The sequence below is a fragment of the Veillonella sp. genome (assembly GCF_018364065.1).
Lineage (GTDB): Bacteria > Bacillota > Negativicutes > Veillonellales > Veillonellaceae > Veillonella_A.
Map to the genome: position 1 here is coordinate 323,726 of NZ_JAGZMO010000002.1, position 14,401 is coordinate 338,126.

12 protein-coding genes and 1 riboswitch are annotated in these 14,401 nt (G+C 41.8%); of the genes, 2 read left to right on the forward strand and 10 right to left on the reverse strand.

Annotated features, from left to right (window positions below):
* Positions 1 to 116: 116 nt before the first annotated feature.
* From KHZ77_RS03315 to rpmH, 10 genes are all read right to left on the reverse strand, one after another.
* Positions 117 to 2,540 carry a homocysteine S-methyltransferase family protein gene (locus KHZ77_RS03315; protein ID WP_295195698.1) on the reverse strand — a complete coding sequence of 808 codons (2,424 nt, stop codon included), beginning with the start codon at positions 2,538 to 2,540 and terminating at the stop codon, positions 117 to 119.
* A 25-nt stretch (positions 2,541 to 2,565) separates the two neighbouring features.
* Positions 2,566 to 3,231, reverse strand: a complete 666-nt coding sequence (locus tag KHZ77_RS03320; protein WP_295195700.1) for a vitamin B12 dependent-methionine synthase activation domain-containing protein — start codon at positions 3,229 to 3,231, stop codon at positions 2,566 to 2,568.
* 135 nt (positions 3,232 to 3,366) lie between these two features.
* Positions 3,367 to 3,460: riboswitch (SAM riboswitch) on the reverse strand.
* Positions 3,461 to 3,692: 232 nt separating this feature from the next.
* Positions 3,693 to 4,439, reverse strand: coding sequence for a 16S rRNA (guanine(527)-N(7))-methyltransferase RsmG (gene rsmG, locus KHZ77_RS03325; RefSeq protein ID WP_295195702.1), 747 nt, complete (start codon positions 4,437 to 4,439; stop codon positions 3,693 to 3,695).
* A 64-nt stretch (positions 4,440 to 4,503) separates the two neighbouring features.
* The gene (mnmG, locus tag KHZ77_RS03330) at positions 4,504 to 6,378 is read right to left on the reverse strand and encodes a tRNA uridine-5-carboxymethylaminomethyl(34) synthesis enzyme MnmG (protein ID WP_295195704.1); all 1,875 of its coding nucleotides are present in this window, start codon (positions 6,376 to 6,378) and stop codon (positions 4,504 to 4,506) included.
* A gap of 129 nt (positions 6,379 to 6,507) precedes the next feature.
* Complete coding sequence (gene mnmE, locus KHZ77_RS03335; RefSeq protein WP_295195706.1) at positions 6,508 to 7,896, reverse strand: tRNA uridine-5-carboxymethylaminomethyl(34) synthesis GTPase MnmE; 1,389 nt, start codon at positions 7,894 to 7,896, stop codon at positions 6,508 to 6,510.
* Between the two features lie 64 nt (positions 7,897 to 7,960).
* Positions 7,961 to 8,746, reverse strand: coding sequence for an RNA-binding cell elongation regulator Jag/EloR (gene jag, locus KHZ77_RS03340; protein WP_295195708.1), 786 nt, complete (start codon positions 8,744 to 8,746; stop codon positions 7,961 to 7,963).
* Positions 8,747 to 8,748: 2 nt separating this feature from the next.
* Positions 8,749 to 9,375 carry a YidC/Oxa1 family membrane protein insertase gene (locus KHZ77_RS03345; RefSeq protein WP_295195784.1) on the reverse strand — a complete coding sequence of 209 codons (627 nt, stop codon included), beginning with the start codon at positions 9,373 to 9,375 and terminating at the stop codon, positions 8,749 to 8,751.
* A gap of 150 nt (positions 9,376 to 9,525) precedes the next feature.
* Entirely contained in the window at positions 9,526 to 9,756 is a 231-nt protein-coding gene (gene yidD, locus KHZ77_RS03350; RefSeq protein WP_295195709.1) for a membrane protein insertion efficiency factor YidD, read from the reverse strand.
* A 22-nt stretch (positions 9,757 to 9,778) separates the two neighbouring features.
* Positions 9,779 to 10,147 (reverse strand): ribonuclease P protein component, encoded by a 369-nt coding sequence (gene rnpA / locus KHZ77_RS03355; protein ID WP_295195711.1) that lies wholly within the window; start codon positions 10,145 to 10,147, stop codon positions 9,779 to 9,781.
* A gap of 78 nt (positions 10,148 to 10,225) precedes the next feature.
* Positions 10,226 to 10,360 (reverse strand): 50S ribosomal protein L34, encoded by a 135-nt coding sequence (gene rpmH, locus KHZ77_RS03360; protein WP_006555255.1) that lies wholly within the window; start codon positions 10,358 to 10,360, stop codon positions 10,226 to 10,228.
* Positions 10,361 to 10,974: 614 nt separating this feature from the next.
* On the opposite strand from rpmH, the gene dnaA reads away from it, so the two are divergent.
* Both dnaA and dnaN read left to right on the forward strand, forming a co-directional pair.
* Positions 10,975 to 12,885 (forward strand): chromosomal replication initiator protein DnaA, encoded by a 1,911-nt coding sequence (gene dnaA, locus KHZ77_RS03365; RefSeq protein ID WP_295195713.1) that lies wholly within the window; start codon positions 10,975 to 10,977, stop codon positions 12,883 to 12,885.
* 398 nt (positions 12,886 to 13,283) lie between these two features.
* The gene (gene dnaN / locus KHZ77_RS03370) at positions 13,284 to 14,390 is read left to right on the forward strand and encodes a DNA polymerase III subunit beta (RefSeq protein WP_295195715.1); all 1,107 of its coding nucleotides are present in this window, start codon (positions 13,284 to 13,286) and stop codon (positions 14,388 to 14,390) included.
* The last annotated feature ends 11 nt before the right edge of the window (positions 14,391 to 14,401 follow it).

Genomic DNA, 14,401 nt, shown 5'->3' on the forward strand with positions numbered 1-14,401 from the left:
TTAAAGTTTCTTTACTCTCTCTAATTATCTCTTGGTATTCTTTTATTATTCTTTTATTAATTTTTTAGTTTTTTTAGTATTCTCTAGTTTTCTCTTAGTTTTCTCTTAAACTTCTCTTAGTCATCACCCAAGAGTCGCTTTACGATATTAACTGCCGTTATACCGTCCTTTGCATAGCAATCAGCTCCGGCTTTATCAGCGTACTCCTGAGTCAGCACAGCACCGCCTACCATGATTTTAGAAGACAGACCTGCTTCACGAATAGCCTTGATAGTTACATCAATCATCGGCATAGTTGTAGTCATTAAGGAACATATACCAACGACGGAAGCTTTTTCACGTTCCGCCACTTCCACTATTGTTTCCGGTGCCACATCTTTCCCCAAATCAATAACGCGGTATCCATTATTTTCCAACAGCGCAGCGACTATATTTTTCCCCAAGTCGTGAATATCACCTTTCACCGTAGCCACAATAACAGTATCTTTAACTATATCGTTATTTTCAGGCAACATTCTTTTAATCGTCTGGAACGCCTGTTGCATCGCTTCCGCCGCCAGCATTACTTGTGGCAAGAACGCCTTCCCACTGCCGAATTTATCACCTACTACATTCATGGCTTCCGACAAAGCCTGTTTCGTAATTTTCAAAGGATCGATACCGTCATTTAATGCCTTTTCGACCAATTCTACAACACGCTCTTTTTCCCCTTGTTCTACAGCATGTTGAATATTCTCAAGCGGATCATCACTGTTAAATTGAACGGCTGCTTCTTTCGCTTTATTCGTTGTAATAACGGTCTCTTCTTCATTACCGTATTGTGCTATAAAATCAGCTGCCCCGGGATCATGGCCAAGTAGTGAGCAGGCCGCAACGAATGCTTTCTTCACCGGGTTATTTAACGGATTCAATATTGGTGTAGTCAATCCGTGGGATAAGGCCATTGTTAAAAATTGGCTGTTTAAATACGGCCGTTGAGGTAAGCCGAATGATACATTGGACAACCCCATTACGGTAGGAAAACCAAACGTTTCTTTATAAAGTGCCAAAGTCCGTAAGGTTTCTTTTGCACTATTTTCGCCACTGGCTAAAGTAAGTACTAACGGGTCTAATAGTAAATCTTCACTGCGAAGTCCTTCACGATACGCAGCCAAAACGATTTCTTTTACTAAAGCAACGCGATCTTCCGCTGTAACAGGCAGATCTCCTTTTCCCAATGGCAGACAAAGTAATGCCGCCCCATATCGCTTAGCCAACGGCAACACTTTTTCAAGTTGTTCCGGTTCCGCATTTACCGAGTTGATCAAAGGTCGGCCCGGATAGGCTTTTAGTCCTGCCTCCATTACATCCGCCTCTAATGTATCAATTGATAAGGGTACATCTACCAGCATGGTTAATTCCATGACAGCTCGTTTCATCATGGCCGGACCATCAATGTCCGGTAGGCCCATGTTTACATCTAAAATATGTGCTCCCGCATTTACCTGTGCCAACGCATCCCGTTTTACCATGGTGAAGTTACCTTCGCGAATCTCTTTAGCCAACACTTTTCGGCCTGTAGGATTAATACGTTCACCAATTATAGCAGGTCGCTCTTTGTGCCCCAAACGGACAATGCCGCTGCGACTGGTAAGTGCTGTGAAAGGTTCCGGAAATACGCGTTCCTTCGGCGTATGAATTTCTAACGCTTTAGCAATTTCACGAATATGAGCCGGTGTACTGCCGCAGCACGCCCCAATATAAGAGGCACCCGCATCAACTAAGTCCCCTACATAGGTTCCCATTTCTTCCGGAGTCAAAGGGAATACAGTTTCCATTCCCACTAAAACAGGCATGCCCGCATTAGGTTGAGCACTAATCGGCAAGGTTGTCACCGATGCCAATCTCTTTACTAAGGGAATAAGCTGCTCCGGCCCTAAGGAGCAGTTAATACCAACTACATCAGCGCCCATAGCTTCCATTAAAATAGCTGCCGCTTCCGGTGGCGTACCTGTAATGGTACGTCCATCGTCACTGAAAGAAAACTGACAAATAACCTTAACATCATCTGCCGTTTTTCCCAATTCGTTTCGTGCATCCAGTGCTGCCAGCAAAGCGGCTCTCATCTCCTGGATATCTATAATCGTTTCAATAAGAACAAAGTCCACACCGGCTTCAATCAAAGCTAAGGCCTGCTCTTTATATGTATCGTATATTTCATCAAAGGATACATTTCCCAACGGCTCTATAAAAAGTCCCGTAGGCCCCATAGAGCCTGCTACGCGTGCATCAGGCTTAACTTCTGCAATGGCCTGTTTAGCTGCCTTTACCGCTGCCTTATTGATTTCAGCCACCCGGTGTTCCAAACCATAGTCAGCTAACTTCAAACCACAGCCGCCAAATGTATTAGTCGTAATAATTTGACTGCCGTTTTTCAAGTACGCACTGTGGATTCCTTTTATAATCTCCGGATGATCCACATTAAATAATTCAGGGCAGTCCCCCTCTTTCAACCCTGATTGTTGTAACATTGTGCCCATGGCACCATCAAATATATACATATAATCCCTCTCATCTTTCCCAAAGCTACACATTTCTGGACATGCAATCTCGCTGGCTACAGGAGGAGCATCCTCGTTTTGTCTGAATCGTTTCTCCCTTAGGCATGCAACCGATAATGGCGGTAACGGACTTTCTTGGAAATAATAAAAACGCATCAGTTACAGACAAACCGATAGTTTGAGTACCAATAATGTGAGCCAATTCTTTTTGAACGGTTAAATCCCAATTACCATAACCAGGGCTAAAACGCCATGTTGTAGTATATCCCGCCTTGGCCGCCTCTTTTTTTATCAATTCATTCACTTGATCTGCTACTTGCTCTACTGCCGTTGTGGCTGCCGCATCAAGGAGTAGTCCTAAGGTATAATTGCCTTCTTTAAAGAGCTCTTCGCTGCGAATTTCCACACCTTCTCCAATGGTGACGGCCATCACATAGACACGTTCCGATTTTTCCAGATGTTTGCGAATCACACTGCCTTCAATCTGTAATGGCGGATTGCTGCTTACAATCCCCGTCTCCGGATCATACGGATATGCCTCATAAGTTCCCTGTGGCACCGCTGCCAACTGTACTTCCAAACAGGCATCGTTAACATAAGAATCAGGGAAGTCATCAGCATGTTTCAACCCTGCATAACGTCGAACCTCTGCTGCGTTGATTCGTGGTAAACGCCCATTATACACTGCCATGTTAAGACCTCCTTTTCATAATAACTTATACAACTTAATAACTTTTATAACATAACAACTTACACAACATAACAACTTATACAATATAACAACTTATACGAAAAAACCTCCATCTTCTACAAGACAGAGGACCTCTCCTTATCTGTCAGTTACCTGTTGGATGTAGCACCGCGCAAGGCCGGTTGCCGGACGTCACAGGGCCAAATCCCTCAGTCGCTCTTGATAAGGTCAATTATGATATTATTTAAAATCGACGATAGTATGTAAAATTCTTTGGTTCCATCTAATTCTAATGATTTGTCGATTATAGCTCTATTAATAAACTAATTCAATCGAATTTCAATAAAATAAGCATACTCTGTATAGCCTTTTATGTCAATAAAAAAGCCGGTCTCAGAGGGAGACCGGCATATATGGAAATTATATATTTAGGTATAGATTATATCTAGAACAAACGCCAATTATTTCTCTAGGGGCTTTGTTTTAATGTCCTTCGGTTTGCGAGGATATTTCTTAGTGCAAGGTTTTACTTTCTTTACGTAAATAATGGCTCGCTTATCATCTAACGTAGGTAAGGTTGCCATTTTTATATCTTCGATTTTGCCACCTAAAGTTTGTAGGGCAAAGTCGGAGCTCTTCACTTCTTCGTCGTAAATTGCACCTTTTAATGCCACCAAGTAACCGCCCACTTTTACATATGGCAAAGACCATTCCAACAGAATCGGCAAGCGTGCCACCGCACGACTGGTTACGATATCATAGGCTTCTCTATGAGCTTCTGTATGAGCCATATCTTCAGCTCGTCCATGCAATGTTGCTACATTTTTCAAGCCCAATGTTTCAATAACGCCCTGCAGAAAAGTCAGTCGCTTCTGTAATGAATCAAACAACGTGATTTTCAAGTCGGGACGCCAAATTGCCAATGGTATGCCCGGAAATCCGGCGCCTGTTCCCAAATCGAGAAGTGACGCGCCTTCTGTAAATACCGGACTCAGTGCTGTGAGCGAGTCTACCATATGCTTAACCGCCACTTCGTGAGGATCTGTAATAGCCGTCAAATTCAAGTGTTTATTCGTTTCAATGAGTAATTCGTAATAATCAGTAAACTGCTCCAGCTGCCGCTCTGTCGCTTCAAATCCGGCCGCCTTCAGCTGTACCTGTAAATTATCGGTGAAGTTAAGCTCTTGATTCAATGCTTCACTTGTCATCGTTGATAACTCCTTTCTTATCACAAATTACATCGTTTTTCAAGATTCTTGTTAATTATCTTGATTATTCCTGGTCACGGCGATATTGTTCCAATTGAATCAACAATACGGAAATATCTGCCGGAGAAACACCGGAAATGCGGCTGGCCTGGCCAATTGAATGAGGTTTAATCTTATTCAATTTCTGTTTAGCTTCTAAGGAAATCCCCTTCATGGAATCATAATCCCAATCCATAGGGATGATTTTTTCTTCCAATTTACGAACTTTAGCCACTTGTTCCATCTGTTTCTTAATATATCCTTCGTAGGTAATCATAATGTCGATTTCTTCTTCCACATCAGGACTGAAACGTTGTAAGCCAAAGGCTTCCGCCACGTCGCCATAGGATAATTCATTACGTTTTACCAGGTCATACGCCTTAATACCGGTCTTAATAGGGGCCGTTCCCATTTTTTCCAATAATTCCTGCACTTCTGCAGACGGATTGATAGACTTTTCATTCAAGCCGGCCAAACCTTCTTCAATGCGTGCTTTTTTATTCAAGAAACGTTGGTAACGTTCTTCTGTTACTAAGCCGATATCATAGCCCTTTTGGGTCAAGCGCATGTCCGCATTATCCTGACGAAGAAGCAGACGATATTCGCTGCGGCTGGTCATCATGCGGTATGGTTCATGGGTCCCCTTCGTTACCAAGTCATCGATAAGTACACCGATATACGCTTCGGAACGGGATAAAATAAATGGCTCTTTACCTTCTAAATACAAGGCCGCGTTAATACCTGCAATAAGGCCCTGTGCAGCCGCTTCTTCATAGCCGGATGTACCGTTAGCCTGACCGGCGGAGTATAAGCCTTTTACAGACATAACCTGTAAGGCCGGAGAAAGCTGTAACGGATCTAAGCAGTCATATTCGATTGCATAGGCCGGACGCATAATTTCTACATTTTCCAAGCCAGGAATGGTGCGGAGGAATTTGTACTGCACATCGATTGGAAGGCTGGTACTCATGCCCTGTACATACATTTCATTCGTATGATTTCCTTCCGGTTCCACGAAGAGCTGATGACGGCTCTTATCGCTGAAACGTACTACCTTATCTTCAATGGATGGGCAATAACGAGGGCCTGTACCTTCGATAATGCCGGTGTACATAGGCGCACGGTCCAAATTGGAGCGAATAATTTCATGCGTTTCGTCATTTGTATACGTTAACCAGCAAATTTGTTCATTGCGGTCGGTCCAATCGGACATGAAGGAGAAAGCACGGTACATGGAGTCGCCGGGCTGTTCCGTCATGTGGTCCAATGTTAATGTTCTCTTATCGACGCGAGCCGGTGTACCGGTTTTAAAACGCATCAATTCAATGCCGTGTTTACGCAAGGAATCAGATAAAAGTTCCGCCGTACGCTGACCGTTAGGGCCGCCGGTATACGTTAATTCGCCGGTAATAATTTTACCTTTCAAATAGGTACCGGTACATAAAATGATAGCTTTCGCTTCGTACACTTCACCTAATTCGCCTAAAATCCCTTTAACTTCGCCATCTTCGATGAGGACTTCGTTTACCATAATCTGCTTCACATTCAGATTATCCGTATTTTCAAGGGTTTCCTTCATCAGGCGCTGATATGCCACCTTGTCGGACTGAGCGCGCAAAGAATGAACGGCAGGACCTTTCCCTGTGTTAAGCATGCGCATCTGAATCGCTGTAGCATCCGCATTAATCGCCATTTGACCGCCCAGCGCATCCAGTTCATACACTAAATGGCTTTTGCCCGGACCGCCTACGGCCGGATTACAAGGCATTAATGCAATATTATCTAAATTAAGTGTGGCCATCAATGTACGATGACCCATGCGTGCTGCCGCCAGAGCGGCTTCACAACCGGCATGACCGCCACCGATGACAATCACATCATATGTGTCCACTGTATACATAGTTTCTCCTACTTTACTCTCATATGGAATCTTACATAAAATTCCCTAACAATTAGAACTTAGCTATTACCTCAACCTATCCTAATTATATCATTCGTATCAGTTTATGTTTCCAAAAAGAAAAACAGATTATTTACCTAAACAGAAACGGGAAAACAGTTCATCCACCAAGGATTCTCGCAAGCTGTCCCCGTTGATGTCACCCAAGCGTTCCCAAGCGCTGCGAATGTCTGTCACAACGAAGTCTACGGCCATGCCCATTTCAATATTGGACAATGCCTGCTCCAACTGTGCTTTCGCCTCTTCCATCAAGGTAATATGACGCACATTGCTGAGAAGTGCCTCATTGCTCTGACTTACAGTACCGCCAAAGACAAGGTCTTTCACCACTTGCGCCAAAATATCCATCCCTTCGCCCTGTGCCGCACTGATAGGAGCAATCATGGAAAACTCGCCTAACTGTGCAATGTCAGCGATGGTAATAACGGAACCCTTATCGGACTTATTTAGGAATACGATTGTATGGTCGCCGGATGCTTCCACTAAAATCTCTCGTTCCTCTTCTGTAAGGCCCTTGGACGCATCCACAACACACACAATAATCTGTGCCGTTTCCAGGTATTCTTTCGCCCGGTCTACGCCGAGTTTTTCTACTACGTCTTCTGTATCGCGAATCCCTGCCGTATCTACAAGACGCACAGGAATCCCTTCAATAGTGATGGACTCTTCAATACTGTCTCGCGTTGTGCCCGGAATATCCGTTACAATGGCGCGATTTTCGCGGAGCAACGCATTCATCAGGCTGGATTTGCCCGCATTCGGCGAGCCTACAATGGCCGTTAAAATACCGTCACGAAGCAGACGGCCCCGATTGGCTGTCGCCAATAGCTGTTGCATCTGTTCATAAATAGGTTTCAATTTCTGACCTGTTTCTTCCAAGGTCAATTCTTCGATGTCTTCTTCCGGATAGTCGATTGTTACTTCCAGTTGTGCCACCAAGTTCAATAGCTCTTCCCGCAAATTGCGGATCAGTCTTGCCAATGTCCCATCTAACTGATTCACCGCTACAGATAAGGATTTTTCAGATTTTGCCTCTATAATATCTATAATAGCTTCCGCCTGAGTCAAATCGATACGGCCATTTAAGAAGGCACGTTTCGTAAACTCACCGGGTTCCGCCAAGCGGGCACCCTGTCGAAGCAGTAATTTCAAAATTTCACGTACTACTACAATACCGCCGTGGCACTGTATTTCCACTACATCCTCCGCCGTGAACGAATGAGGTCCCTTCATCAACAAAAGGAGCACTTCATCCAATACCTGGTCGTTTTCGTGAGGATTGTATATCTTACCATATTGAATGGTTCTATTTTGACGATTTACAAGTAAATCGGTTTGACTGTCTTTATATATAGAATTCACTATATCAAAGCTTTTTTGGCCGCTTACGCGAATAATACCCACCCCTCCGGTTCCGGGAGGCGTTGCAATCGCGGCAATGGTATCTTCTGTGTACATAGTATAACTCCTATATAAACATACTATTTAAAAATAAAACCCGATCAAAGATCGGGTTTTAACTTTATCGCTTATACGCAATTACGATATGACGATATGGTTCTTCCCCTTCACTGTCTGTTACAATGTGAGGATCATTTTGTAGGGTTAAGTGAATCACTTTACGCTCAAAAGCGCTCATAGGTTCCAACGCAATTTTTTGACGGTTGCGTTTAACCTTGGAAGCCAATCGCTTGGCTAAGTTTACGAGCGTCTCTTCCCGACGAGCTCGATAGTTTTCCACATCCACTACGATGTAGCAACGACCGGCTGATTCTTTGTTAGCTACCAAGTTTGTTAAGTACTGGATAGCATCTAAGGTTTGACCATGTTTACCGATCAAAATTCCCAGTTCTTCACCGTGAATCTGATAGGTGATCTTATCAGCGGTCATCATTTTTTCAATTTGAACGGTTAAGCCCATTTTGGCAAACATATCATTCAAAAATTGTTTTCCTTTATCGGCAATCTGAATTTGCTCTTCCTTGGAAAGGCTTGGTTTAGCATCTTTCTTTGGAGCTGTTTCCACTTCATCAGCTACTTCAGAGGAAACAACAGGCTCTTCAGATTTAGCAGCCGGAATCACATCTTCTTTCACTGCAGATTCAACTACAGTTTCAGATTCGGATTCAGCAGCTTCTTCAAAATAAATACGGATTAATGCATCGCGGCGACCGAAACCGAGGAATCCGCCTGCCGGCTCTTCCAACACTTTCGTGTCTACAACTACTTTACCTTCACTGGCCAGTTGAGCTTTTCCTTTAGCAATTGCATCTTCAACCGTTTTTGCTGAAATCTCAATAAAATCCATAATTAATTCTCCTTATTATCGTTACGATAGATAAAGAATTGCTGAATCATTTGGAATATATTGGACACAACCCAGTATATAACCAAACCACTAGCGAAGTTCAAACTGATATAACCAATAAACAACGGCATGAAAATCTGCATGATTCGTTGTTGCCCTGCAGCAGCACCGGTTGCGGAACTGCCACTTTGTTTACTCATAATATAAGTAGACAAGGCACTGAGTATTGGTAAAATATACAGATGATCCGGCACACTGAGGCTTGGCAACCATAAGAAGTTTTCGTAACCTGCTTCATATGGGAAATCGCGAAGGGCATAGAAAATTGCAATAAGGAACGGCATCTGTACAATCAATGGTAAACAACCGGATAACGGATTGATACCAAGCTCTTTGTAAAGACGACCCATTTCTTCCTGTAATTTCTTAGGATCATTCTTGTACTTGTTTTGAAGTTCTTTAATCTTCGGCTGTAAGGCTTGCATACCGCGCATAGATTTAATTTGTTTTACTGTAAGAGGCGATAAGATTGCTTTAATTACAATCGTAAGCAAAATAATCGCAATGCCGTAGCTTGGAATCCCGATAGCTTTTGTAAAGTCGAAACTGTACATAACCAGGGATTGCATAAATTCAACTAATGCGTCAAAGATTCCCAATTGTCTTCTCCTATATTGAGTCTAATGTGACGTATCCTATCCTTTACATGTCCATATCTCGTTATGGTATGGTCTATATTTCATCCATACAGACACTTCGGCATTTCCAAAACTGTGCTATTAAGGTAATGGATCGTAGCCTCCCTTATGCCAAGGGTGACATTTTAAAATCCGTTTAATTCCTAAATAGCTGCCTTTAAAAGGACCATATTTGCGTAATGCATCTAAAGTATACGTCGAACAGGTGGGATAAAAACGACAGGATTGCAGTTTTAATGGCGAAATACAATATCGATACAATTGGACCAGGCCAATCAATATCAGATTGATTGCATATGTTATATACCTCATAGAACTACCTCTTTATAAGCGCTTACGCCTTAGTGCTCTTCAGCAATTTGCACTTTCTAAAAAGATACATCAGCTCTTTACAGGCCTCTTCATAGGTTGCTTTGCTCAGTTTAGCCCGACCCACTACGACAATGGCATACCCTTCTTTCAGTTTATGCTGATTCAGGCGATATACTTCCTTCATCAGTCGCCGCGCACGATTGCGCTCCACGGCGCCGCCTACCTTTTTACCTGTTACGAAACCGATCCGGGTGGACTGCTTCGCTACGGGCATACGATAGACTACGCACAAACGACCTACTTCATAGGTACCATGTCTATAGACAAGACGATATTCATTATTTTTACGAATTCTTCGTGCTTTATCTAAGCCATATGTTACTTCGTTCATTCTTACATCCTATGCCATTATGAATAGAAAAACTTGGCAGCAGCGCCAAGTTTTTTCTCCTGCCTAAAAGCTATTATATTATGCAGATAATTTCTTTCTGCCTTTAGCACGACGTCTTTTCAATACAAGACGACCGCCAATAGTCTTCATACGTTCACGGAAACCATGAGTACGTTTTCTCCAAAGCGTATTTGGTTGGTAAGTACGTTTCATGTATAAAACACCTCCTTGAGATTGGTCTAGTAATTACTTATACCATAACAGTATAAGTATAAGTATAAAGGCCTGTTCTGTCAATACTTTCCGCCACTTTTTCCCGCCTATTCTCCTTATATATACTATTATATTATAATTTACCACAACCCGGTCAAAGGCCATTGTCATTCATTTTGAAAAAGCAATTATAAAATCTCATATTCACATGTATTTTTTTCATGCTCTATATAGTATAAAATTTGTTAAATCTAACTCTTCATATACAAAATAGCACAAAGAGCTCCGATTTATGCACAGTCAAGAAGGTGTGCATATGTAATACGCCATGACAAGGCCGGGCTTTTCTGTTAGAATATAAGGGAAAAGAAAAGAAACTATATGAGTAAGAATTTACATATATGTGAGTATATTAATAGGTTATAAACAAGATATACACAACTTATGCACTTGTTATCCACAGTACGGTCAAGATGTGTAAGAAGCCCGTGTTTAACGCTTGTAATAACCTTTTTCTTTGTCTTTTTTTGTAGATTTTAAAAAGTTATACACAGTTTTTTATAATTTATAATTAAAGATATTCACATATATCTAACTCTTGGAAAGGAATGTCTATGCCCAGCATTAATCTCAATGAGTTTTGGAGCCAAGTCCGCGAAGATAGCCGTACGCGTATGGATCCGACGCTCTGGAAGACCACCATTTATTGGCTGCTGCCGGTGGAACTTGATGAATCTAAAAATAATCTGGTCCTCATGACCATGCAAAATTATATTCGTGAAATCATTCAAGCTGATTCTTCCATAAGTACTAACTTAAATAAATCCTTAAATAGAATTTGGAAACAGGTAAAACCGGAAAGCGACCACACCCTTACGTTTACTATAAAAAGCGTTCAGGAGTCGAGCTCCCCGGCAGACGAACCGGTACAAACGGCACCGCCTGTTCAAACTGCTCAAACCGTGCAAGCAGCGCAACCGATTGAGCCACAAGAAGCGGCCCCTACAGCTCCCGCTGCCTATGAGCAAGCACCTGCAGTATCACCGGTAACTGACGGCTACGAAGATGTGTCCGCCGTATCTCCTACAGTGCCTCCAATGGAACCGCCTTATACAAACGCCTCTCAAGTATCTCCTATGTTGGACGATGATTTTCCGACAGATACCGGCTATGTGGGCTCCTTTGAAGAAGCACGACAAAAACTGGGCTATGATGCACCAAAATCGGCCAGACATTCGATGCGCCCTATTAAACCTGTTTATGAAGAGCCGGTTGTAATCGACAACAACCGTGCAAACAGACGACGCGACCGCGTTCAGGGGATTCCGCAGGACAGCTTATTTACCAATGATGCACAACCTCAAAACCAAACCCGTCCTCAAGTTCAAGCGCAGGATACACCGGCACCTAAGTATAATGATTCGTCCGTAACTGCGCCTAAGAAGACGTATACGAAACAGGAAGAGACCATATTGGCAGCGTCCATTTTGGATCCTAAATATACATTTGATAATTTCATTACGACGGGCACCAATGTGCTTCCGAAAGCACTGGCTCAGGAAGTAGCTAAATCACCGGGCGAACACAATCCGTTCTACATTTACGGACAAAGCGGTATGGGTAAGACACATTTGATGCACGCTATTGGCCATCAGATTTTAAAAAATAACCCGGCTGCCCGCATTATGTGTGTACCGGCGCAGAAGTATATTGAATACTATTTAGATTCCTTAAATAAAAACCGCGATGTGCCAAAAGATATTTTCCATAATATTGACGTACTCCTACTGGACGACGTACAGGCCTTCGAAACAAAAGACGGTACTCGTCAGGACTTCTTCCATACATTTAATGATTTAATTCAAATGAATAAGCAGATCATTTTAACCAGTGATGTGTTGCCGGAAGATTTGCAGCATACAGAAGTGCGTTTAAAAACACGTTTCGCCGCCGGCCTGGTCGTAACTATCGATCCGCCAAGTCCGGAAGTACTGGAAGCCATTCTCTTGTCCAACTTGGACAATGAACGTGAAAAGAACCCTGACTTACACGTAGACAACGGCGTTATTCGCTTATTGTCTCAAACATTCAGCCGCGGCAGTATTCGTAAATTGGAAGGGGCTTTCAATCAGCTCATTACGGTAGCGGAAATTCAGAATCAGAGCCACAATATTACAGTGGAATATGCGCTTAAAGTATTAGATAATATTTTACCGGCCACAGAAAAACCGGCCTTATCCATTACCTATATTCAGGATTTCATCGCCTCATTCTTCCACATTAAGAAAGATTTGCTCGTAGGGCAGAAACGCAACAAACAATATGCACACCCTCGTCAAATCGCTATGTACTTATGTCGCGAATTATTGGATGAAAGTTATCCTCAAATTTCATTATCCTTTGGCAAGAAAGATCATACGACTGCATTGCATGCGTATACTAAGATTGCTAAAGATATAACAAAAGACGAAGAAACCAGACGATTAATTGAAGAAATAACGAATAAGATTCGTGAAAACACTTAATATGTATTAATAATAGTTTATTTAATCTAAAATAGATACTAATACATCATGAATATGTGTAGATTACCATAGGGAAAACACCTTGCAGTTAAAGCATTTCGAGGTGATTATTCTATAGAATCAATGGTTTTCCACCTGTGTATAAGTATGTGGATAGGGTGTGTACACACTGTGTGTATAGTGTGACCAAAATCAACGTTATTCACAGCATATTAGCCAAACTGTGTATATGTGAATAAGTGAAATTTTCCGTTCACATCATTATTAACATGTGTACATTCAGTCTCTGACTGAGTTTTTCACACTTTTCCACTTGTGCACAGGGCTTATTACTATTATTATTATTTAATTGAACTTCAATTTAAAAAAATATTATTAATAAAGGAGCACTTGAACCGATGAAAATCCAATTTTCGAAAGATAATTTATTAAAAGCTATCAATGCCCTCTCAAAAGTTAGCCAAAACAAAACCAGTTCAAATTTACCGGGCTCTATTTATATAACAACTAAAGACAACAAAGTTGAAATGCAGGCCAACGATTACCAGATTGGTATTAAGATTACTGTAGATGCTACTATTATTGAAGAAGGTACTATCGTATTGGGTATGCGTTACTTCCAAGACTGGATCCGTAAAACACCAAGCGAAATTATTACTTTAGAAACCAACGAACAGAGCAACCAATTGTTAATCAGCACAGAATCATCTCAATTCAACTTAGTAACGATGGATTTAGACGATTTTATGTTAGTTGATCAAATTCATGACCAGTATCATATCGATATTGATGGTGAAAAACTGAAAGAAATGATTGATTTAACAAACTATGCCGCTTCAACAGACCAAAACGCGTTTATGTATACCGGCGCTTTATTGGAAAGTTCCGACAAAGAATTAACTATGGTAGCTACCAATACATATCGCATGGCCATTAAAAAAGTAGCCTTAGAGGAAGCAGTACCTAATCAAATGCGTATGATCATTCCTACCAAAACATTGGCTGAAGTGTCCCGTTTATTACCGGTGGACAATCCGACTATGGTACGCATTATTTGGAACCGTTCCCAAGTAGCTTTTATCTTTGACACTGTATACTTGATTTCCCGTCTAATCGAAGCTAACTTCCCGGATTACAATAAAGTAATTCCTTCTACATTCGACTCCAGCGCCGTATTAAATCGTCGTGATTTTGCCGGTGCCGTAGACCGTGTGTCTTTGTTGGCTAAAGATGCGGAATACAATGTAATTCGCTATGATTGGAATGAAACAGAAGTAACATTAACAGCTCAAAACTCCGATATTGGCGCAGCCAAAGAGGAAGTATTGTGCGAATTTAAAGGTACACCGTTTACAATTTCTTTTAACAGTAAATATATTAGTGATATTTTACGTCACAGCACAGGTGATCTGATTCACTTGTACTTAAAGCAAAATGGACCGGTTGTTATTCGTCAGGACAATAACAGTAATTATACTTATGTAGTAACACCGATTCGCAAATAAGGAGGCTTATT